Source organism: Micromonospora sp. M61, from assembly GCF_018070245.1.
Classification (GTDB): Bacteria; Actinomycetota; Actinomycetes; order Mycobacteriales; family Micromonosporaceae; genus Micromonospora; species Micromonospora zamorensis.
Genome location: NZ_JAGPYA010000006.1, coordinates 1 through 21051 on the forward strand (window position 1 = coordinate 1; position 21051 = coordinate 21051).

29 protein-coding genes are annotated in these 21051 nt (G+C 67.6%); all 29 read right to left on the reverse strand.

Going from position 1 to position 21051, the window contains the following annotated elements; genetic code table 11:
* On the reverse strand, positions 1–523 hold a 523-nt coding region (locus KBX34_RS05095), incomplete at its 3' end, for a preprotein translocase subunit SecY (RefSeq protein WP_374223655.1).
* Positions 524–756: 233 nt separating this feature from the next.
* Positions 757–1200, reverse strand: a complete 444-nt coding sequence (gene rplO / locus KBX34_RS05100) for a 50S ribosomal protein L15 (RefSeq protein WP_030329906.1) — start codon at positions 1198–1200, stop codon at positions 757–759.
* The gene (gene rpmD, locus KBX34_RS05105) at positions 1200–1382 is read right to left on the reverse strand and encodes a 50S ribosomal protein L30 (protein ID WP_007465262.1); all 183 of its coding nucleotides are present in this window, start codon (positions 1380–1382) and stop codon (positions 1200–1202) included. Before rpmD ends, rplO begins: the two co-directional genes overlap by 1 nt.
* On the reverse strand, positions 1382–1996 hold the full coding sequence (rpsE, locus tag KBX34_RS05110) for a 30S ribosomal protein S5 (protein WP_088950231.1): 615 nt from the start codon (positions 1994–1996) through the stop codon (positions 1382–1384). Before rpsE ends, rpmD begins: the two co-directional genes overlap by 1 nt.
* Before the next feature lie 33 nt (positions 1997–2029).
* Positions 2030–2419 carry a 50S ribosomal protein L18 gene (gene rplR / locus KBX34_RS05115; RefSeq protein WP_088950232.1) on the reverse strand — a complete coding sequence of 130 codons (390 nt, stop codon included), beginning with the start codon at positions 2417–2419 and terminating at the stop codon, positions 2030–2032.
* Complete coding sequence (rplF, locus tag KBX34_RS05120; RefSeq protein ID WP_088950233.1) at positions 2416–2958, reverse strand: 50S ribosomal protein L6; 543 nt, start codon at positions 2956–2958, stop codon at positions 2416–2418. The genes rplR and rplF overlap by 4 nt, the downstream gene beginning before the upstream one ends.
* A gap of 16 nt (positions 2959–2974) precedes the next feature.
* Complete coding sequence (rpsH, locus tag KBX34_RS05125; RefSeq protein WP_088950234.1) at positions 2975–3382, reverse strand: 30S ribosomal protein S8; 408 nt, start codon at positions 3380–3382, stop codon at positions 2975–2977.
* 116 nt (positions 3383–3498) lie between these two features.
* Complete coding sequence (locus tag KBX34_RS05130; RefSeq protein ID WP_007465272.1) at positions 3499–3684, reverse strand: type Z 30S ribosomal protein S14; 186 nt, start codon at positions 3682–3684, stop codon at positions 3499–3501.
* A 1-nt stretch (position 3685) separates the two neighbouring features.
* Complete coding sequence (gene rplE, locus KBX34_RS05135; RefSeq protein WP_088950235.1) at positions 3686–4252, reverse strand: 50S ribosomal protein L5; 567 nt, start codon at positions 4250–4252, stop codon at positions 3686–3688.
* On the reverse strand, positions 4252–4572 hold the full coding sequence (rplX, locus tag KBX34_RS05140; RefSeq protein ID WP_030489591.1) for a 50S ribosomal protein L24: 321 nt from the start codon (positions 4570–4572) through the stop codon (positions 4252–4254). The genes rplE and rplX overlap by 1 nt, the downstream gene beginning before the upstream one ends.
* A complete protein-coding gene (gene rplN / locus KBX34_RS05145; protein WP_007465279.1) occupies positions 4569–4937 on the reverse strand; it encodes a 50S ribosomal protein L14 in 369 nt (122 codons plus the stop codon). Before rplN ends, rplX begins: the two co-directional genes overlap by 4 nt.
* Before the next feature lie 97 nt (positions 4938–5034).
* Positions 5035–5313 (reverse strand): 30S ribosomal protein S17, encoded by a 279-nt coding sequence (gene rpsQ, locus KBX34_RS05150; protein ID WP_030489590.1) that lies wholly within the window; start codon positions 5311–5313, stop codon positions 5035–5037.
* Positions 5310–5546, reverse strand: coding sequence for a 50S ribosomal protein L29 (rpmC, locus tag KBX34_RS05155; RefSeq protein ID WP_007465283.1), 237 nt, complete (start codon positions 5544–5546; stop codon positions 5310–5312). The genes rpsQ and rpmC overlap by 4 nt, the downstream gene beginning before the upstream one ends.
* Positions 5546–5971 (reverse strand): 50S ribosomal protein L16, encoded by a 426-nt coding sequence (gene rplP, locus KBX34_RS05160; protein WP_007465292.1) that lies wholly within the window; start codon positions 5969–5971, stop codon positions 5546–5548. The genes rpmC and rplP overlap by 1 nt, the downstream gene beginning before the upstream one ends.
* A gap of 3 nt (positions 5972–5974) precedes the next feature.
* A complete protein-coding gene (gene rpsC, locus KBX34_RS05165; RefSeq protein WP_088950236.1) occupies positions 5975–6862 on the reverse strand; it encodes a 30S ribosomal protein S3 in 888 nt (295 codons plus the stop codon).
* On the reverse strand, positions 6862–7320 hold the full coding sequence (rplV, locus tag KBX34_RS05170) for a 50S ribosomal protein L22 (protein ID WP_007465297.1): 459 nt from the start codon (positions 7318–7320) through the stop codon (positions 6862–6864). The genes rpsC and rplV overlap by 1 nt, the downstream gene beginning before the upstream one ends.
* A 41-nt stretch (positions 7321–7361) precedes the next feature.
* A complete protein-coding gene (gene rpsS / locus KBX34_RS05175; protein WP_007465299.1) occupies positions 7362–7643 on the reverse strand; it encodes a 30S ribosomal protein S19 in 282 nt (93 codons plus the stop codon).
* 12 nt (positions 7644–7655) lie between these two features.
* Entirely contained in the window at positions 7656–8495 is an 840-nt protein-coding gene (rplB, locus tag KBX34_RS05180; protein WP_088950237.1) for a 50S ribosomal protein L2, read from the reverse strand.
* A gap of 12 nt (positions 8496–8507) precedes the next feature.
* A complete protein-coding gene (gene rplW / locus KBX34_RS05185; RefSeq protein ID WP_007465304.1) occupies positions 8508–8810 on the reverse strand; it encodes a 50S ribosomal protein L23 in 303 nt (100 codons plus the stop codon).
* Positions 8807–9457 (reverse strand): 50S ribosomal protein L4, encoded by a 651-nt coding sequence (gene rplD / locus KBX34_RS05190; protein WP_099848678.1) that lies wholly within the window; start codon positions 9455–9457, stop codon positions 8807–8809. The genes rplW and rplD overlap by 4 nt, the downstream gene beginning before the upstream one ends.
* A complete protein-coding gene (rplC, locus tag KBX34_RS05195) occupies positions 9454–10119 on the reverse strand; it encodes a 50S ribosomal protein L3 (RefSeq protein WP_099848680.1) in 666 nt (221 codons plus the stop codon). Before rplC ends, rplD begins: the two co-directional genes overlap by 4 nt.
* 11 nt (positions 10120–10130) lie before the next feature.
* On the reverse strand, positions 10131–10439 hold the full coding sequence (rpsJ, locus tag KBX34_RS05200) for a 30S ribosomal protein S10 (protein WP_007073037.1): 309 nt from the start codon (positions 10437–10439) through the stop codon (positions 10131–10133).
* A 350-nt stretch (positions 10440–10789) separates the two neighbouring features.
* Complete coding sequence (gene tuf, locus KBX34_RS05205; protein ID WP_088950239.1) at positions 10790–11983, reverse strand: elongation factor Tu; 1194 nt, start codon at positions 11981–11983, stop codon at positions 10790–10792.
* A 212-nt stretch (positions 11984–12195) separates the two neighbouring features.
* Positions 12196–14292, reverse strand: a complete 2097-nt coding sequence (fusA, locus tag KBX34_RS05210; RefSeq protein WP_088950240.1) for an elongation factor G — start codon at positions 14290–14292, stop codon at positions 12196–12198.
* A 75-nt stretch (positions 14293–14367) separates the two neighbouring features.
* Entirely contained in the window at positions 14368–14838 is a 471-nt protein-coding gene (rpsG, locus tag KBX34_RS05215) for a 30S ribosomal protein S7 (protein WP_007465317.1), read from the reverse strand.
* A 1-nt stretch (position 14839) separates the two neighbouring features.
* The gene (gene rpsL, locus KBX34_RS05220; RefSeq protein ID WP_007465318.1) at positions 14840–15214 is read right to left on the reverse strand and encodes a 30S ribosomal protein S12; all 375 of its coding nucleotides are present in this window, start codon (positions 15212–15214) and stop codon (positions 14840–14842) included.
* Between the two features lie 505 nt (positions 15215–15719).
* Positions 15720–16100 carry a hypothetical protein gene (locus KBX34_RS05225; protein WP_088952026.1) on the reverse strand — a complete coding sequence of 127 codons (381 nt, stop codon included), beginning with the start codon at positions 16098–16100 and terminating at the stop codon, positions 15720–15722.
* A gap of 577 nt (positions 16101–16677) precedes the next feature.
* The gene (locus tag KBX34_RS05230; RefSeq protein WP_088950241.1) at positions 16678–17046 is read right to left on the reverse strand and encodes a hypothetical protein; all 369 of its coding nucleotides are present in this window, start codon (positions 17044–17046) and stop codon (positions 16678–16680) included.
* Between the two features lie 94 nt (positions 17047–17140).
* Positions 17141–21028 (reverse strand): DNA-directed RNA polymerase subunit beta', encoded by a 3888-nt coding sequence (locus KBX34_RS05235; protein WP_088950242.1) that lies wholly within the window; start codon positions 21026–21028, stop codon positions 17141–17143.
* Between the last annotated feature and the right edge of the window lie 23 nt (positions 21029–21051).

A 21051-nucleotide genomic window follows, 5' to 3' on the forward strand; every position in this document is an offset into this window, starting at 1 on the left:
CGGCGGTCATCGTCATCACCAGGATGGTCAGGGTCAGCCAGTCCGGGATGCCGGTGCCGGTGGGGATGATCGGGAACTGGTCGCACTTGTTCTGGAACAGCTGCCCGGAGCGGGCCAGGGCCACGAAGGCCGAGGCCTGGAGCACACCGAGGCCGAGGGTCAGGTAGCGCGTGTACTGCGTGATCTTCGCCTGACCGGCCTGGCCCTCCTTGCGGAGCTGCTCCAGACGCGGGATCACGACGGTCAGCAGCTGCAGGATGATCGACGCGGTGATGTAGGGCATGATGCCCAGCGCGAAGACCGAGAGCTGTAGCAGCGCTCCGCCGGAGAAGAGGTTGAGCAGGTTCACCACCCCGGTGGTGTCCCCCTGGATGGTGTCGAGGCACTTCTGCACGTTGCCGTACGAGACGCCCGGGCTGGGGAGCGTCGCGCCCAGCCGGTAGACCGCAATGATGCCTACTGTGAACAGCAGCTTCTTGCGCAGGTCAGGCGTACGGAACGCACTGAGAAAGGCGGACAGCAACTTCTTCCTCCTGCGCGAGGCGGGCCGCCGGTGATCCCTGGCGGGTCGGGGTGGATCACGGGCGAGCGCCCGCAATCCATGGCTGGGATGGGACTCTAACAGCCCCACCCCGGTCCGGGCAGATGCGCCCGACTACATAAATCGATTCCGATATTACCGGGCGCTCAGGCCCCAGGCAGACCATGGCGCCCGCCAGTTGCTCACAACTGGACGGGCGCCATGGGTTGTACGCCTTACAGCTCGGTGACGGAGCCACCGGCAGCAGCGATCTTCTCCTTGGCCGACGCACTGAACGCGTGCGCAGACACCTGGAGCGCCACACCGCCGAGATCCCCGGTGCCGAGGACCTTGACCGGGTGACCCTTGCGGACCGCGCCGGACTCGACGAGCTCCAGCGGGCCGACCTGACCACCATTCGGGAACAGCTCAGCGAGCCGGTCCAGGTTGACCACCTGGAAGACGACCTTGAACTTGTTCTTGAAGCCCTTCATCTTCGGAAGGCGCATGTGGATGGGCATCTGCCCACCCTCGAACGCCGCCGAGATGTTCTTACGGGCCTTGGAACCCTTGGTACCGCGACCAGCGGTCTTGCCCTTGGAACCCTCACCGCGACCCACACGGGTCTTCGCGGTCTTGGAACCGGGCGCCGGGCGCAGGTGGTGAACCTTGATCGTCATTACTCGACCTCCTCGACCTTCACGAGGTGGCTCACAGTGAAGATCATGCCGCGGATCTCGGGCCGGTCCTCCTTGACCACCACGTCGTTGATCCGCTTGAGACCGAGCGAACGCAGCGACTCACGCTGGTTGTGCTTGGTCCCGATACCGGACCGGAGCTGGGTGACCTTCAGACGTGCCATCAGCGCGCCACCCCCGCACGCGACGCCAGCATGGCTGCCGGCGCGACGTCCTCCACCGGCAGACCACGACGCGCCGCGACCTGCTCGGGGGACTCAAGCCCCTTCAGGGCCGCCACGGTGGCGTGCACGATGTTGATCGGGTTCGACGAGCCGAGGCTCTTCGAGAGCACGTCGTGGATCCCGGCGCACTCCAGCACGGCGCGCACCGGACCACCGGCGATGACACCCGTACCGGCCGAGGCCGGCTTGAGCAGCACGACGCCAGCGGCGTCCTCACCCGTGATCGGGTGCGGGATCGACTGGCCGATCCGCGGAACCTTGAAGAAGTGCTTCTTGGCCTCCTCGACACCCTTGGCGATGGCCGCGGGCACCTCCTTGGCCTTTCCGTAGCCCACGCCGACCGTGCCGTCGCCGTCGCCCACGATCACCAGGGCGGTGAAGCTGAAGCGACGACCACCCTTCACGACCTTGGCGACGCGGTTGATCGCGACGACCCGCTCAAGGTGCGGGGTCTTCTCGACGGGCGCGTTTCCGCGGCCGCCCTCACGGCGGTTGTCGCGGCGACCACCCTCGTTGCCACCGGACCCGCCGCCACGGCGCTGTTGACCTGGCATCAGCAGCCTTCCTTATCTCTCGTGACGGGGTTGTTAGAACTCGAGCCCGGCTTCGCGGGCGGCGTCGGCAAGCGCGGCGACTCGCCCCGCGTACCGGTTGCCACCGCGGTCGAAGACGACCTTGGAGACGCCGGCGGCCTTGGCCCGCTCGGCGAGCAGCGCGCCCACCTTGCCGGCCAGGGCGCTCTTGTCGCCCTCCGTACCACGCAGCGAGGCGTCCAGGCTCGACGCCGACGCCAGGGTGTGACCCTTGGTGTCGTCGACAACCTGGGCGACCATGTGCCGCAGCGAGCGGGTGACGACCAGGCGCGGACGCTCGGCCGTACCACTGACGTTCTTGCGGACGCGGAAGTGCCGACGCGCACGCCCGACGGCGCGCTTGGCGGCAACGCCGCGGCGGCGCTTGAGCAGCGTGGCGCTCACTTCTTACCTGCCTTTCCAGCCTTGCGGCGGATGACCTCGCCCTGGTACTTCACGCCCTTGCCCTTGTAGGGCTCCGGCGGGCGGATCTTCCGGATGTTGGCGGCGACCTCACCGACCTGCTGCTTGTCGATGCCAGCCACGTGGAACAGGGTCGGCCGCTCCACCGTGAAGGTGATGCCCGCCGGGGCGGGGACGACCACCGGGTGCGAGAACCCGAGCGCGAACTCGAGGTCCGAACCCTTGGCGGTGACCCGGTAACCGGTGCCGGCGATCTCCAGGCTCTTGCGGTAGCCCTCGGTGACACCGACGATCATGTTGGCGACCAGCGTACGGCTCAGGCCGTGGAGTTCCTTGGCCTTGCGCTCGTCGTTCGGCCGGTTGACGCTCAGCTGCCCATCCTCGGCCCGCTCGACCGTGATCGGCTCGGCGAGGGTGTGCTCAAGCTGGCCCTTGGGGCCCTTGACCTTGACGGTCTGCCCGTCGATCGTGATGTCGACGCCGGCTGGCACCGGGATCGACTTACGTCCAATTCGCGACATTTCTACCAGTCTCCCGTTACCAGACGAAGGCGAGGACTTCCCCGCCAACACTCCGCTTGCGGGCCTGCCGGTCGGTCAGCAGCCCCTGGGACGTCGAAATGATCGCCACGCCCAGCCCACCGAGCACCCGCGGGAGCCCGTCCGACTTGGCGTACACCCGGAGACCGGGCTTGGACACGCGCTTGATGCCGGCCAGGCTCCGCTCGCGGCTCTGGCCGTACTTCAGCTCGACGACCAGTCGCTTGCCGACGGCGCCCTCTTCGGGCTCCTCGACCGACCAGGCAGCGATGTAACCCTCGGCCTTCAAGACCTCGGCGATGTTCGCCTTGATCTTGGAGTAGGGCATCTTCACCTGATCGTGGTACGCCTGGTTGGCGTTACGCAGACGCGTGAGCATGTCTGCGATCGGGTCGGTCATCGTCATGGATTTCGTCAGCCTTTCTCGCCGGGGTTCCCCGGGCATCAGCCCCGGGCCTACGGCGAAGAGCAATACCTAATCGGTGCAGGAGTTCCCGGCCGACGGCCGGGACGCGGTCGCCCTTACCAGGAAGCCTTGGACACGCCCGGCAGCTCACCGCGGTGAGCCATCTCCCGGATGCAGACCCGGCAGAGCCCGAACTTGCGGTAGACCGCCTTCGGACGCCCGCACCGCTGGCAGCGGGTGTACGCGCGAACCGAGAACTTCGGCTTCGCGGCCGCCTTGATGATCAGCGCCTTCTTGGCCATCTCAGTTCTCCTTGAACGGGAAGCCCAGGAGCTTGAGCAGCGCCCGGCCCTCGTCGTCGGTCGTGGCGGTCGTGACCACCGTGATGTCCATGCCCCGCTGGCGATCGATCCGGTCCTGGTCGATCTCGTGGAACACCGACTGCTCGGTCAGACCGAACGTGTAGTTGCCGTGCCCGTCCAGCTTGCGCCCGTCCAGGCCGCGGAAGTCGCGGATACGCGGCAGCGCGATGGAGAGCAGCCGGTCCAGGAACTCCCACATCCGGTCGCCACGAAGGGTGACCTTCGCGCCGATCGGCATGCCCTCGCGGAGCTTGAACTGCGCGATGGACTTGGTCGCCCGCCGCACCTGCGGCTTCTGGCCGGTGATCGTGGCGAGGTCACGGACCGCGCCGTCGATCAGCTTGGCGTCGCGAGCAGCCTCGCCGACACCCATGTTGACGACGACCTTGACCAGCCGCGGCACCTGCATGGGGTTGCCGTAACTGTGCTGCTCACGCAGCTGGGCCACGATCTCGTTGCGGTACCGCTCCTTGAGGCGCGGCAGGGTCTTTTCGGTAGCCGTGGTCATCACAGGTCCTTACCGGTGCTACGCGCGATGCGGACCTTCTGGCCGTTGTCGTCGAACCGGTAACCGACGCGGGTCGGCTTGCCGTCGGAGTCCAGGACCTGCACGTTCGAGACGTGGATCGGGGCCTCCTGAGTGACGATGCCGCCGGTCTTGGCGCCACGCTGGGTGGTGCTGATACGGGTGTGCTTCTTGACCCGGTTCACGCCCTCGACCAGGACCTTGTCCTGCCGCGGGTAGGCCGCGATGACCTTGCCCTTGGCACCCTTGTCCTTGCCGGCGATGATGACGACCGTGTCGCCCTTCTTGACCTTCACGGTCACAACACCTCCGGCGCGAGGGAGATAATCTTCATGAACCGCTTGTCCCGCAGCTCCCGGCCCACCGGGCCGAAGATGCGGGTACCACGCGGGTCCCCGCCGTCCTTGATGATGACGGCGGCGTTCTCGTCGAAGCGGATGTACGAGCCGTCCGGCCGACGCCTCTCCTTGGCGGTGCGAACGACGACTGCCTTGACGACATCGCCCTTCTTCACACCGGCACCCGGGATCGCGTCCTTGACCGTGGCCACAATGACGTCGCCGATGCTCGCGTAGCGCCGACCCGAGCCACCGAGAACCCGGATGCACAGGATCTCCCGAGCACCCGTGTTGTCGGCGACGCGCAGTCGCGACTCCTGCTGAATCACGTCTATCTCCTATGTCTGCCGGTTCTCCGGCCGCCGTAGCGGCCGGCCGGAGCCTGGCGGAACCTACGCCCGACGCAACGCCGGGCTCGAGCCTTCGCTACTTGGCCTTTTCCAGGATCTCCACGATCCGCCAACGCTTGGTGGCGCTCAGCGGCCGGGTCTCCATGATGAGAACCCGGTCGCCGGTGCCAGCGGCGTTCTGCTCGTCGTGCACCTTCAGCTTGGCCGTACGGCGCATGATCTTGCCGTACAGCGCGTGCCGAACCCGGTCCTCGACCTCGACCACGACGGTCTTGTCCATCTTGTCGCTGATCACCAGGCCCTCGCGGACCTTGCGGCGCGACCGCGCGGCGGCGGTGGCGGTCTCTTCGGTCATGATGCAGTCACCTCAGTCGGCGCGGCCGAGAGCCCCAGCTCACGCTCACGCATGATCGTGTAGATCCGGGCAATCTCCCGACGGATGACCTGCAGCCGCCGGTTGTTGTCCAGCTGCCCGGTTGCGGCCTGCACGCGGAGGTTGAACAGCTCCGCCTTGGCCTCCCGCAGCTTCGTGACCAGCTCCTCTTCGGAGAGCTCACGCAGCTCGGTCGCCTTAACGCCCGCTGCCATCAGGATTCACCCACTTCGCGCGTAACAATGCGGCACTTCATCGGGAGCTTGTGGATCGCGCGACGCATGGCCTCTCGCGCGATCTGCTCGTTGGGGAAGGACATCTCGAAGAGAACCCGCCCCGGCTTGACGTTGGCGACCCACCACTCGGGCGAACCCTTACCGGAACCCATCCGGGTCTCGGCAGGCTTCTTGGTGAGGGCCTGGTCCGGGAAGATCGTGATCCAGACCTTGCCACCACGCTTGATGTGGCGAGTCATCGCGATACGTGCCGACTCGATCTGCCGGTTCGTCACGTACGCCGGCTCGAGAGCCTGGATCCCGAACTCGCCGAAGACCACCCGGTTACCACCCTTGGACGCGCCACTGCGGTCCGGGTGGTGCGGCTTGCGGAAGCCCTTCGGGGGCTTGCGCGGCATCAGCATCTGTCAGCCCTCCTGCTGCGTTTCTGCCGGCTGAGTCGCGGCCGGAGCGGTAGCCGTTGCGGCGACAGCTGCGCTGTCGACCGGCTCGCCACTCGGCGTCTCGGCCTGCTGCGCGATGGTGGTCGCAGCAGCCCGGCCGGCCTCGGTGCCACCAGCCGTGGTGCCGGACGAACCCGACCGACCACGGCGCGGACGCTCGGGACGGTCGCCACGCTCACCACGACGCGGGCGGGACGGACCGGCCTCGGCCGGAGCCTCCCGGCCCGGAACGGCGTCGCCCTTGTAGATCCAGACCTTGACACCGATCCGGCCGAACGTCGTACGGGCCTCGAAGAAGCCGTACTCGATGTTGGCCCGCAGCGTGTGCAGCGGAACCCGGCCCTCACGGTAGAACTCGGTCCGGCTCATCTCGGCGCCGCCCAGGCGACCCGAGACCTGAACCCGAATGCCCTTGCAGACCGGGTTCTTCATCGCCGACTGCATGGCCTTGCGCATCGCCCGACGGAAGCTGACCCGGCTGGACAGCTGCTCGGCCACGCCCTGCGCAACCAGCTGGGCGTCCGACTCGGGGTTCTTCACCTCGATGATGTTCAGCTGAACCTGCTTGCCGGTGAGCTTCTCCAGCTCGCCGCGGATCCGGTCGGCCTCCGCACCCTTACGGCCGATGACAATGCCCGGCCGGGCGGTGTGGATGTCGACGCGAACCCGGTCGCGGGTGCGCTCGATGTCGACCTTGGAAATCCCGGCACGCTCGAGGCCCTTGGACATCATGCGGCGGATCTTGACATCCTCGCCGATGTAGTCCTTGTAGAGCTTGTCCGCGAACCAGCGGGACTTCCAGTCGGTCGAGATGCCGAGCCGGAACCCAGTGGGGTGAACCTTCTGACCCATTACTCGGCGTCCTCCGTCTTGCTCTGCGCTTCGGCCGGTGCGGCCTCCGTGGCCGGGGCGGCCTTCTTCGCCGCGGCCTTCCTCGGCGCTGCCGGCGCGACCGCTTCGACCGCCACAGTGATGTGGCAGGTGCGCTTGCGGATTCGGTACGCCCGACCCTGCGCCCGCGGCTGGAACCGCTTCATCGTCGGGCCCTCGTCAACGAAGGCCTCGCTGACGAGCAGCGCGTCAGGGTCCAGCCGCTCGTTGTTCTCCGCGTTGGCGATCGCGCTAGCGAGCACCTTGTACACCTGCTCGCTCGCAGCCTGCGGCGCGAACTGCAGCACCGTTAGCGCCTCCTTCGCGGGCAGGCCGCGGACGAGGTTGACCACCCGGCGCGCCTTCATCGGCGAGATGCGCACGTGCCGCGCAACCGCCCGCGCGCCCGGAAGCACCGGAGCGTCGCCCTTTCCTGGCATCGCTGTAACCCCTTGTTCCCTCTATCCGTATGCCCGCGGCGTCAGCGCCGACGGCTCTTCCGGTCGTCCTTCTCGTGACCCTTGAACGTGCGGGTCAGCGCGAACTCGCCGAGCTTGTGCCCGACCATCGCCTCGGTCACGAACACCGGGACGTGCTTACGTCCGTCGTGCACGGCGATCGTGTGCCCCAGCATCTCGGGGATGATCGTCGAGCGCCGCGACCAGGTCTTGATCACGTTCTTGGAACCCTTGTCGTTCTGTACTTCCACCTTCTTGAGCAGGTGGTCGTCGACGAACGGGCCCTTCTTCAGGCTGCGAGGCATGTCTTATCTCCCTCAGCCGCGCTTACGCGTGGCGTAGCGGCGGCGGACGATCAGCCGGTCACTCGGCTGGCCCTTACGGCGGGTGCGGCCCTCGGGCTTACCCTGCGGGTTGACCGGGTGGCGACCACCGGAGGTCTTACCCTCACCACCACCGTGCGGGTGGTCGACCGGGTTCATGGCGACACCACGGACGGTCGGGCGCTTGCCCTTCCACCGCATCCGGCCGGCCTTGCCCCAGTTGATGTTCGACTGGTCGGCGTTGCCGATCTCGCCGACGCTCGCGCGGCAGCGCACGTCCACCCGCCGGATCTCGCCGGACGGCATACGCAGGGTCGCGTACGCGCCCTCGCGGCCGAGCAGCTGGATGCCGACGCCGGCGGAACGAGCCAGCTTGGCCCCGCCACCCGGACGCAGCTCCACGTTGTGGATCGTGGTGCCGACCGGGATGTTGCGCAGCGGCAGGTTGTTGCCGGGCTTGATGTCGGCGCCCGGACCGGACTCGACGCGGTCGCCCTGCTTCATGTCCTTCGGCGCGATGATGTACCGCTTCTCGCCGTCGGCGTAGTGCAGCAGCGCAATGCGCGCCGTGCGGTTCGGGTCGTACTCGATGTGAGCGACCTTCGCCGGCACGCCGTCCTTGTCGACCCGCTTGAAGTCGATCAGACGGTACTGACGCTTGTGACCGCCGCCGTGGTGCCGCGTGGTGATCCGGCCGTGGGCGTTACGCCCGCCCTTCTTCGGCAACGGAGCCAGCAGCGACTTCTCCGGCGTGGACCGGGTGATCTCGGCGAAGTCAGCGACGCTGGAGCCACGTCGGCCCGGCGTCGTCGGCTTGTACTTACGGATAGCCATTGTCTACACCCCTCAGCTGACCGGGCCGCCGAAGGCCTCGATGCGGTCACCGTCAGCCAGCTTCACGATCGCCCGCTTGGTCGCCTTGCGCTGACCGAAGCCGGTCTTGGTGCGCTTGCGCTTACCCTGGCGGTTGAGCGTGTTGACCGTCAGGACGCGGACGTTGAAGATCTGCTGGATAGCGATCTTGATCTCGGTCTTGTTCGCGTCCGGGTGCACCAGGAAGGTGTACCAGTTCCGGTTCAGCTCGCTGTAGCTCTTCTCCGAGACGACCGGCGCGACGATGATGTCGCGCGGGTCGGCGATGGTGCTCACTTGCCACCCTCCTCGGTGGTCTCGGCGGGCACGCCCAGGAACTCGTCCAGGGCGTCCTTGGTGAAGACCACGTCGTCGGCCACCAGCACGTCGTACGTGTTCAGCTGGCCGGACTCGATCAGGTGCACCCGCGGCTCGTTGCGCAGCGACACCCAGTTCAGTTCGTCGGTGCTGCTCAGCACGACCAGGACCCGACGGGCCTCGGTGAGCTTGGTCAGCGTGGCCAGGGCCGCCTTGGTCGACGGCTTCTCGCCCGAGACGAACGCCTCGACGACGTGCACCTGCCCGGCGCGTGCCCGGTCGGAGAGGGCACCCCGCAGAGCGGCGGCCTTCATCTTCTTCGGGGTCCGCTGGCTGTAGTCGCGCGGCACGGGACCGTGCACGACGCCACCGCCGGCGAACTGCGGCGCGCGGATCGAGCCCTGGCGGGCGCGACCGGTGCCCTTCTGCTTGTACGGCTTCTTGCCGCCACCGGCGACCTCGCCGCGGGTCTTGGTCTTGTGCGTGCCCTGTCGGGCCGCCGCGAGCTGGGCCACCACGACCTGGTGCATCAGCGCGACGTTGGCCTGCACGTCGAAGATGTCCGCCGGCAACTCGACCGAGCTGCTGGTGGTGCCTTCGACGGTGCGCACGTCAACGGTGGTCACTTGGCCGCACCGCCCTTCTTCACCTTGCTCTTGGCCGCGGTCCGGACCAGAACCAGCGCGCCCTTGGGACCAGGAATGGCACCCCGGACGAGCAGCAGGTTGTTCTCGGTGTCGACCGCCTGGACGGTGAGGTTCTGCACGGTGTACCGCACGCCACCCATCCGGCCGGCCATCCGGGTGCCCTTGAAGACACGACCCGGAGTGGCGCAGGCGCCGATGGAGCCGGGCGAGCGGTGCTTGCGCTCGACACCGTGACCGGCACCCAGACCGTGGAAGCCGTGCCGCTTCATCGGGCCGGCGTAGCCCTTGCCCTTGGTCTTGCCGGTGACGTCGATGGTGACGCCGGCCGGGAACTCCTCGACCGTGACTTCCTGGCCGAGCGAGTATTCCCCAGCGTCCGTGGTGCGCAGCTCGACGATGTGCCGGCGCGGCGCCACGTCCGCCTTGGCGTAGTGGCCGCTGATCGGCTTCTTGACCTTGCGCGGGTCGATGATGCCGTACGCCAGCTGGACCGCTGAGTAACCGTCCTTCTCGGCGCTACGAACCTGGCTGATGACGCACGGGCCGGCCTCGACCACGGTCACGGGAACAACACGGTTGTTGTCCCAGACCTGGGTCATGCCGAGCTTGGCGCCCAGGATCCCCTTGACTTGCCTGTCCATTTGTCCGGTCCCTACAGCTTGATCTCGATGTCGACGCCAGCCGGCAGGTCGAGGCGCATGAGCGAGTCGACCGTCTTCGGGGTCGGGTCGATGATGTCGATCAGCCGCTTGTGCGTGCGCATCTCGAAGTGCTCGCGCGAGTCCTTGTACTTGTGCGGCGAGCGGATAACGCAGAAACGGTTGATCTCCGTGGGCAGCGGCACCGGGCCCGCGACCTGCGCCCCGGTGCGCGTCACCGTCTCGACGATCTTCCGAGCCGAGGAGTCGACGACCTCGTGGTCATAGGCCTTGAGCCGGATGCGGATCTTCTGTCCCGCCATGGTGGCTTCTGTTCCTTCTCTCGATGCCGCTGTGTTGCGGGCGCCTGTACCGGCTGGTACAGGCCCACTTCGCCGACCCCCGCGGTCGGGCGTGTCGCGCCCTCGGATCGGGCTCCGCCCCGTGGTTCCGGAGCGGTGCTGACCGCGCGGTGGGTCAAGGCGCCGATCGCATTACCGCGACCTGAACGCCGTGCGAGGGTGGTTGGCGACTGGGCCGCCAACCACCCCACGCTCGACTGCCTCGCCACCCGGAGGTTCAGCGAAAGCCGAACACAGGCGACGAACTGTCGTTACGCAACCTGACTAGTATGCCGCACGACCGGCGGCGGGTCTAATCGGGGTTACCTAGTTCACTTGATGATCTTGGTGACGAACCCGGCGCCGACGGTGCGGCCACCCTCGCGGATCGCGAACTTGAGGTTCTCCTCCATGGCGATGGGCTGGATCAGCTTCACCGACATGGTGGTGTTGTCGCCCGGCATGACCATCTCGGTGCCCTCGGGAAGGGTGACGACACCGGTGACGTCCGTGGTCCGGAAGTAGAACTGCGGGCGGTAGTTCTGGAAGAACGGGGTGTGCCGGCCGCCCTCCTCCTTGGAGAGGATGTAGACCGTCGCCTCGAACTCCGTGTGCGGGGTGTTCGAGCCCGGCTTCACGACGACCATGCCGCGCTCGACCTCGTCGCGCTTGGTGCCACGCAGCAGCAGGCCGACGTTCTCGCCTGCGCGGGCGTCGTCCAGGGTCTTCCGGAACATCTCGATCGCGGTGACCTTGGTCTTGAAGCTCTTCTCCTTGATACCGACGAGCTCAACATCCTCGTTCGGCAGGAGAACGCCGCGCTCCACGCGACCGGTGACGACGGTGCCACGACCGGTGATCGTGAAGACGTCCTCAACCGGCATCAGGAACGGCATGTCGACCTCGCGCTCCGGCTGCGGGATCGAGGTGTCGACCGCGGTCATCAGGTCCAGCAGCTTGCCGGTCCACTCGGGGTCACCCTCGAGGGCCTTCAGCGCCGAAACCCGAACCACCGGCAGGTCGTCGCCCGGGTACTCCTGCGACGAGAGCAGCTCACGGACCTCGAGCTCGACGAGCTCCAGGAGCTCCTCGTCATCGACCATGTCGCTCTTGTTGAGCGCCACGACGATGTACGGCACACCAACCTGACGGGCCAGCAGCACGTGCTCGCGGGTCTGCGGCATCGGGCCGTCGGTCGCCGCGACCACCAGGATCGCGCCGTCCATCTGCGCGGCACCGGTGATCATGTTCTTGATGTAGTCGGCGTGCCCAGGGCAGTCGACGTGCGCGTAGTGCCGCGACTCGGTCTGGTACTCGACGTGCGCGATCGAGATCGTGATGCCGCGGGCCTTCTCCTCCGGCGCCTTGTCGATCTCGTCGAACGGCGTGTAGGGGTTCAGGTCCGGGTACTGGTCGTGCAGGACCTTGGTGATGGCCGCCGTCAGCGTCGTCTTACCGTGGTCGATGTGACCAATGGTGCCGATGTTGACGTGCGGCTTAGTCCGCTCGAACTTAGCCTTCGCCACTGGTGTCCTCCTGTGGACTTCTTGGTTCGTACGCCCGGCGCGCCGGTCGGCGCTTAGGACTCTGTCGACAGCCTTTCCGGCCAGAAGGCCGGGAAGCCATTGTGGGTTCTGCGGCGATGAAGCCTACAGGCCCGGTCTCACGCGATCCGATCGTGGTGGCCGCGGGCGGGTGAAACCTCCCGCGACCAACCACGAATCACCTGCTCAGGGCGTTACTCGCCCGTTGCCTTGGCGATGATCTCCTTCGCGACGCTCTGCGGAACCTCGGCGTAGGAGTCGAACTGCATGCTGTAGCTAGCCCGGCCCTGGGTCTTCGACCGCAGGTCGCCGACGTAGCCGAACATCTCCGACAACGGCACCAGAGCCCGGACGATGCGGGCGCCGCTGCGCTCCTCCATCGCCTGGATGATGCCGCGGCGGGAGTTGAGGTCACCGATGACGTCACCCATGTTCTCCTCAGGAGTGGTGACTTCAACGGCCATCATCGGCTCGAGCAGCGCGGGATCGGCCTTGCGGGCCGCGTCCTTCATCACCATCGAGCCGGCGATCTTGAATGCCATTTCCGACGAGTCGACCTCGTGGTACTGGCCGTCGAGCAGCGTCAGCTTCACACCCACCAGCGGGAAGCCCGCCAGGATGCCGTACTGAAGCGCGTCCTGCGCACCGGCGTCCACCGACGGGATGAACTCCCGGGGGATGCGGCCACCGCTGACGGCGTTGGCGAACTCGTAGGTCGGCGATTCGTTGTCCAGCGGCAGCGGCTCGACGCTCACGATGACGCGGGCGTACTGGCCGGAACCACCGGTCTGCTTCTTGTGGGTGTACTCGACCTTGTCCACCTTGCGGCGGATGGTCTCGCGGTACGCCACCTGCGGCTTGCCGACGTTGGCCTCGACGTTGAACTCACGCCGCATCCGGTCGACCAGGATGTCCAGGTGCAGCTCGCCCATGCCGGAGATGACCGTCTGACCGGTCTCCTCGTCCAAGCGGACGCGGAAGGTCGGGTCCTCTTCGGCCAGCCGCTGGATCGCGGTGCCGAGCTTCTCCTGGTCGGACTTGGTCTTCGGCTCGATCGCCACCGAGATGACCGGCTCCGGGAAGGTCATCGACTCCAGGATCACCGGGTTCGCCGGGTCGGAGAGCGTGTCGCCGGTGGTGGTCTGCTTGAGACCCTGCACGGCGATGATGTCGCCGGCCTGCGCCGTCGGACGCTCTTCGCGCTTGTTGGCGTGCATCTGGTAGATCTTGCCGATCCGCTCCTTGCGGTCCTTGGTGGAGTTGACCACCTGGGAACCGGATTCGAGCAGACCGGAGTAGACCCGGACGTAGGTGAGCTTGCCGAGGTGCTTGTCCGTCTGGATCTTGAAGGCCAGACCGGAGAACGGCTCCGACTTGGAAGGCTTGCGGAGCAGCGGCGTCTCGCCGTCCGGCGCGGTGCCCTCGATGGCCGGAACGTCCAGCGGCGACGGCAGGAAGTCGACCACGGCGTCGAGCATGGGCTGGACGCCCTTGTTCTTGAACGCCGAGCCGCACAGCACCGGGTTGGCCTTGCCGGCGATGGTGGCACGCCGGATGGCGGCCTTGATCTCCTCGGGGGAGACCTCCTCGCCTTCCAGGTACTTCTCCATCACCGAGTCGTCGACGTCGGCCAGGGTCTCCATCAGCTTCTCGCGCCACTCGGCCGCGGAGTCGGCCAGCTCGGCCGGGATCTCCTCGATCGCGTAGTCGTCACCCTTCTGGGTCTCCCCACGCCAGGTGAGAGCGCGCATGCCGATCAGGTCGACGACACCGATGTGGTCGCCCTCGAGCCCGATCGGGATCTGGAGCACCAGCGGGGTGGCGTTCAGCCGGTCGATCATCATCTGCACGCAGCGGAAGAAGTCGGCGCCGGTCCGGTCGAGCTTGTTGACGAAGCACATACGCGGGACGTTGTACTTGTCGGCCTGCCGCCAGACGTTCTCCGTCTGCGGCTCCACGCCGGCGACACCGTCGTAGACCGCGACCGCACCATCCAGAACCCGCAGCGACCGCTCGACCTCGACCGTGAAGTCGACGTGGCCCGGCGTGTCGATGATCTGGATCGTGTGGCCCTTCCACTCACACTTGGTAGCAGCGGAGGTGATGGTGATGCCACGCTCCTGCTCCTGCTCCATCCAGTCCATGACGGCAGCGCCCTCGTGGACCTCACCGATCTTGTACGTGATGCCGGTGTAGAACAGGATCCGCTCGGTGGTCGTGGTCTTACCGGCATCGATGTGCGCCATGATGCCGATGTTGCGTACGTTGGCGAGCGCGTCTGCGGCGGCCACTTCAATCCCTACTTATCGTCGTCTCGACTCAACTGGTGGCGGTTCCGGCGCCGCGAGGGCGCCGGAACCAGGGTGTTACCAGCGGTAGTGCGCGAAGGCCTTGTTCGACTCGGCCATCTTGTGCGTGTCCTCGCGCCGCTTGACGGCGGCACCGAGGCCGTTGCTCGCGTCCAGCAGCTCGTTCATCAGCCGCTCGACCATGGTCTTCTCGCGACGAGCGCGGGAGTAGGTGACCAGCCAGCGCAGGCCCAGCGTGGTCGCCCGGGTCGGGCGGACCTCGACCGGCACCTGGTAGGTGGCGCCACCAACACGACGGCTGCGTACCTCGAGGGTCGGCTTGACGTTGTCCATCGCCCGCTTGAGGGTGACGACCGGGTCGGTGCCGGACTTCTCGCGGCAGCCCTCGAGGGCCGCGTACACGATCGACTCGGCGAGCTGACGCTTGCCGCGGAGCAGGATCTTGTTCACCAGCTGGGTGACCAGCGGCGAGTTGTACACCGGGTCAGCGACCAGTGGCCGCCGCGGAGCGGGTCCCTTACGCGGCATGTCAGCTCTTCTCCTTCTTCGCGCCGTAACGGCTGCGCGCCTGCTTGCGGTTGCGGACACCCTGGGTGTCCAGCGAGCCGCGAACGATCTTGTAACGCACGCCGGGGAGGTCCTTCACCCGGCCACCGCGCACGAGCACGATCGAGTGCTCCTGGAGGTTGTGACCGACGCCCGGGATGTAGGCGGTCACCTCGATCTGGCTGCTGAGCTTCACGCGAGCGACCTTGCGCAGCGCCGAGTTCGGCTTCTTGGGAGTGGTGGTGTACACGCGGGTGCACACGCCGCGCCGCTGAGGGGAACCCTTCAGCGCCGGGGTCTTGGTCTTGGTCGTCTTCGCCTGGCGGCCCTTTCGGACCAGCTGCTGGATCGTGGGCACCGGGTTTCTCCGCTCCCTTCGGCCGCATTCGCGGCCGCGCCGTCGCTCGTTAGCCGGCCTGATGACCGGCTCTCCTACATTCCGACCAGGGTCACCTTGCGGAGACCCCGGCACCCGCGGTCGGGCGTGTCGCCCTCGTCACGGCCCCGTTGCGACGCTTTCGCGTGCGTACCGGGTTTGTTCACCGGTGCGCGGGTCGCCCCGCCCCGGATCTTTGGCTTGTCGTGCCGCCGCCCGAACTCCGGGGACAGCGCACGCACGAGTTGCCCGGGCATGCCCGGGCACAAGGGGAAAGAGTACCTACCACAACCGCCCAGGTCAAAACGGAATGGCCCGGCGACTGTCTCACATCCGCCGGCCGGATCTCGTCCTGCCCCGTCGCCCGCGATGGGCACCTGCAGACACAAGTGTACCGGCTTCCCCGCGCGGCCACCCGTCGGCCCCAGGCCGGCACCGGGCAGTCACCGCGGGGGCCTCCGCATCGCGGACCGGACGGTGACGGGCCTCAGGCCAGGGTGAGAAGCAGTGCCAGGCCCAGGCCCAGGAGGCTGAGCACTCCTCCCGCCACGCCACAGCTGATTCCGGCCACGGCAAGCCCACGGCCGGTGAACCGGACCGCGGGAGGCGCCACCGGCCGACGGATCTGCCGCTGGCCGAGCAGACCGGTGACGATCGCCGCCACGCCGGCCAGCACCCCGAGCACGGTGAACGCTCCGGAGGCCCAGGCCCCGCCGTCGTCCTTGAAGCTCACCCCGAAGCAGATCACCAGCAGCGAGACCAGGACCGAGGCCACCCCGGCCACCAGCGCCCCGACGGCCAACCCGGAGGTGACCGGCGCCACGTCCAGGTGCACGACACCGAACGGCGTGCCGGGCACCATCTCCACCCGCTTCGGCGGTCGGCGTTGGTCATCGGTGGGCGGCGGCACCGGATGCCCGGTCATGCCACCCCAACCGGGCGCGTGACCCGGTGGCGGCGGCCCCCAACCCGCAGGCACGCCAGGCGTGGACGAGGGCGGACCCCAACCGGAAGGTGCGCCAGGCCCAGACGAGGGCGGACCCCATCCGGGAGGTGCGCCAGGCCCAGACGACGGCGGACCCCAACCCGGCGGGGTAGGCGCACCGGAGACCGGGTACGGCTGGCTGGGGCCGGTCGGGGTGGTCGCGCCCCAGCCGGGGTGCGGCGCGGGAGATGACGGCGCGGGAGATGACGGCGCCGGCGATGACGGCGCGCTCGGCGTGGCCGCGGGCGGGTGCGGCTCGCTGTTCGGGTCCGGTCGCGCCCAGTCACTCGGCTCGGGCGGGGTCGGCGCGTCCGGATGACCGGCCGGTTCGTCCGCAGGGGGCCGCGCCGGTTCCGTCACGAGGTCCTCCTGTCGAAAGGGCACCGCCGCCGCACGGCGGACACCGGCCAGGCTACCGCCGAGGGCACCGCCGTCCGCGCCCGGCGCGGCCACGGGCGGCTCAGTCCATGTTCGCCGGGTAGTCATGGCCGAACGGCGCGCCGGCCAACCGCACCACCCCGATCACCACCGCGGCCACCACGGTGACCGCGACCAGCACGAGGCCGGTCCAGGCCATCCGCTCCCCCCGTCGCAGCCAGGCGCCGCCGGTCAGGAAACCCCCCGAGGCGTACGCCTCACGGCGCGCCTGCCGGGCCAGTTGCAGCGCCACCGTCGCCGGCACCACCCCGCCGATGAAGAGCCCGGTCAGCATGCCGAGCAACCCCAGCGCGAAGACCGCCCGCGCCTTCGTGGCACGGGCCGGATCCGGGTCCAGCGGGTGGCGCAGGCCCTGCTGCGCGACGGGCACCTGCCCGGGTGCGGTCGTCATACCCCCATCATGCCGAACTCGGCCCGGGGGTGGGTGGGTCCGGACACGACGAGGCCCCCGGCGGAAACCGGGGGCCTCGTCGTGCGATTGGTGCTTAGCGGTACGACCCGAAGTCGAAGTCGTCCAGCGGCACAGCCTGCCCGCCGGCCGGCCCGAAGCCGTAGTCGGTTTCCGGGTACCCGGTCATCGAGTAGACCTTGGCCTTGGCCTCCTCGGTCGGCTCCACCCGGACGTTGCGGTACTTGCTGATGCCCGTACCGGCCGGGATGAGCTTTCCGATGATCACGTTCTCCTTGAGGCCGACCAGCGAGTCGCTGCGCGAGTTGATCGCAGCGTCGGTCAGCACCCGGGTGGTCTCCTGGAAGGAGGCCGCCGAGAGCCAGGAGTCCGTGGCCAGCGAGGCCTTGGTGATACCCATCAGCACCGGACGACCAGCGGCGGGCTCGCCGCCCTCCGAGACGAGTCGGCGGTTCTCCGACTCGAACAGCGCCCGGTCGACCAGCACACCCGGCAGGAACTCGGTCGAGCCGGAGTCGATGACCGTCACCCGCTTGAGCATCTGGCGGATGATGATCTCGATGTGCTTGTCGTGGATGAGCACACCCTGCGAGCGGTAGACCTCCTGGACCTCACTGGTCAGGTGGACCTGGACCGCCCGCGGACCCATGATCCGCAGAAGCTCGTGCGGGTCGATGGTGCCCTCGGTCAGCTTCTCGCCGACCGCGACGTGACCGCCGTCGTGGGTCCGGAGCTTGACGCGCTTCGAGATCTTGTCGTAGACGATCTCTTCGCTGCCGTCGTCCGGCACCACGATGATCTTGCGCGAGCGCTCGCCGTCCTCGATCCGGATCCGGCCGGGGGTGTCGGCAATGGGCGCCTTACCCTTCGGGACCCGAGCCTCGAAGATTTCCTGAACACGCGGCAGACCCTGGGTGATGTCCTCACCAGCGACACCACCGGTGTGGAAGGTACGCATCGTCAGCTGCGTACCGGGCTCACCGATGGACTGGGCGGCGATGATGCCGACCGCCTCGCCGATGTCGACCGACTTACCGGTCGGCAGCGACCGGCCGTAGCAGGCCGCGCAGACACCCAGCTTGGACTCGCAGGTGAGCACGCTGCGCACCCGGACCGTCTCCACGCCGGCGGCGACGATCTTGTCGACCCCGATGGAGTTGATGTCCTGGCCGCGCTCGGCCACCACGGTGCCGTCCGGCCCCTTGATGTCGTCGGCCAGCGTCCGGGCGTGCACGCTGGTCTCGGCGTGGGTGTGGACGACGAGCTTGCCGTCCAGCTTCTCGCCGATCTGCATCGGGATCGCCCGGTCGGTGCCGCAGTCCTCTTCACGGATGATGACGTCCTGCGAGACGTCCACCAGACGACGGGTCAGGTAACCCGAGTCGGCGGTCCGCAGCGCGGTGTCGGCGAGACCCTTACGAGCACCGTGCGTGGAGATGAAGTACTCCAGCACGGACAGACCCTCCCGGTAGCTGGCCTTGATCGGCCGCGGGATGATCTCGCCCTTCGGGTTGGCCACCAGACCACGGATCGCCGCGATCTGCCGGAGCTGGAGCAGGTTACCGCGGGCACCCGAGTGGATCATCTTCCACAGTGGGTTCTCCTGCGGCAGCGCGGTGTCCATCTCCTTGGCGACCTCGTTGGTCGCCTTGGTCCAGATCTCGATGAGCTCGCCGCGACGCTCCTCGGCGGTCATCAGACCACGCTGGTACTGCTTGTCGATCCGGTCGGCTTCCTTCTCGTACTTCGCCAGGATCTCCGCCTTGCGCGGCGGAGCGATGACGTCCTCCATGCCGATCGTCACGCCGGACCAGGTGGCCCAGTGGAAACCGGCCTCCTTGAGCCCGTCCAGGGTGGCGGCCAGCGCCACCTTGGGGAAGCGCTCGGCGAGGTCGTTGACGATCGCGGAGAGCTGACCCTTGCGGATCTCGTAGTTCACGAAGCGGTAGCCCTGCGGCAGCGTCTCGTTGAACAGCACCCGACCCAGGGTGGTCTCCACGGTCAGCGCGTCACCCTCGACGAAGCCCTCCGGAGCGGACCACGCCTCGGCGCCGGCACCGTTGTCGACCTCGACCACACCACGAAGGCGGATCTTGACGGGCGCCTGCAGGTGCAGCTCACCGTTGTCGAAGGCCATCCGCGCCTCGGCGTCCGAGCTGAACGCCCGGCCCTCGCCCTTCTCACCGGCGGTGAGGTGGGTGAGGTGGTAGAGACCGATGACCATGTCCTGGGTGGGCATGGTGACCGGCTTACCGTCGGCCGGCTTGAGGATGTTGTTCGACGACAGCATCAGGATCCGCGCCTCGGCCTGAGCCTCGGCGGACAGCGGCACGTGCACCGCCATCTGGTCACCGTCGAAGTCGGCGTTGAACGCCGTGCAAACCAGCGGGTGGATCTGGATGGCCTTGCCCTCGACCAGCTGCGGCTCGAAGGCCTGGATGCCCAGGCGGTGCAGGGTCGGCGCCCGGTTGAGCAGCACCGGGTGCTCGCCGATGACCTCTTCCAGCACGTCCCACACGACCGGGCGCTGACGCTCGACCATCCGCTTGGCGGACTTGATGTTCTGCGCGTGGTTGAGGTCCACCAGCCGCTTCATGACGAACGGCTTGAACAGCTCCAGGGCCATCTGCTTGGGCAGACCACACTGGTGCAGCTTGAGCTTCGGGCCGACCACGATGACCGAACGGCCGGAGTAGTCGACGCGCTTGCCCAGCAGGTTCTGGCGGAACCGGCCCTGCTTGCCCTTGAGCATGTCGGACAGCGACTTGAGCGGGCGGTTACCCGGGCCGGTGACCGGCCGGCCGCGACGGCCGTTGTCGAACAGCGCGTCGACGGCCTCCTGGAGCATCCGCTTCTCGTTGTTGACGATGATCTCGGGAGCACCGAGGTCGATCAGCCGCTTGAGGCGGTTGTTCCGGTTGATCACGCGGCGGTACAGGTCGTTCAGGTCCGAGGTCGCGAACCGGCCACCGTCGAGCTGCACCATCGGGCGCAGGTCCGGCGGGATGACCGGGACGCAGTCCAGCACCATGCCGAGCGGCGAGTTGCGGGTGTTCAGGAACGCCGCCACGACCTTGAGCCGCTTGAGCGCCCGGATCTTCCGCTGGCCCTTGCCGGACCGGATGGTCTCCCGCAGGCTCTCGGCCTCGGCGTCGAGGTCCATGTTCTGGACCAGCGCCTTGATCGCCTCCGCGCCCATGGAACCGGTGAAGTACTCACCGAACCGGTCGCGCAGCTCGCGGTAGAGCAGCTCGTCGGTGACCAGCTGCTTCGGCTCCAGCTTGCGGAAGGTGTCCAGCACCTCGTCCAGGCGGTCGATCTCGCGCTGGGCCCGGTCGCGGATCTGGCGCATTTCGCGCTCTCCGCCCTCCTTGACCTTGCGCCGGACGTCCGCCTTCGCGCCCTCGGCCTCCAGCTCGGCCAGGTCGGCCTCGAGCTTGGCGGCGCGCTTCTCGATCTCCGAGTCGCGGCTGTTCTCGGACTGCCGCTTCTCGGCCAGGATCTCGTTCTCGATCGTCGAGAGGTCACGGTGACGCGACTCCGCGTCCACGCTCGTCACGACGTACGAGGCGAAGTAGATGATCTTTTCGAGGTCCTTGGGGGCGAGGTCCAGCAGGTAGCCCAGCCGGCTCGGAACGCCCTTGAAGTACCAGATGTGGGTCACCGGAGCAGCGAGCTCGATGTGCCCCATCCGCTCACGACGGACCTTGGAGCGAGTCACCTCGACGCCGCAGCGCTCACAGATGATGCCCTTGAACCGAACGCGCTTGTACTTACCGCAGTAGCACTCCCAGTCGCGCTGCGGACCGAAGATCTTCTCGCAGAAGAGCCCGTCCTTCTCCGGCTTCAGGGTGCGGTAGTTGATCGTCTCAGGCTTCTTGACCTCGCCGTGCGACCACTGACGGATGTCGTCGGCGGTGGCGAGACCAATGCGCAGCTCGTCGAAGAAGTTGACGTCGAGCACTATGTCCCCTATGTCGTCGTCTG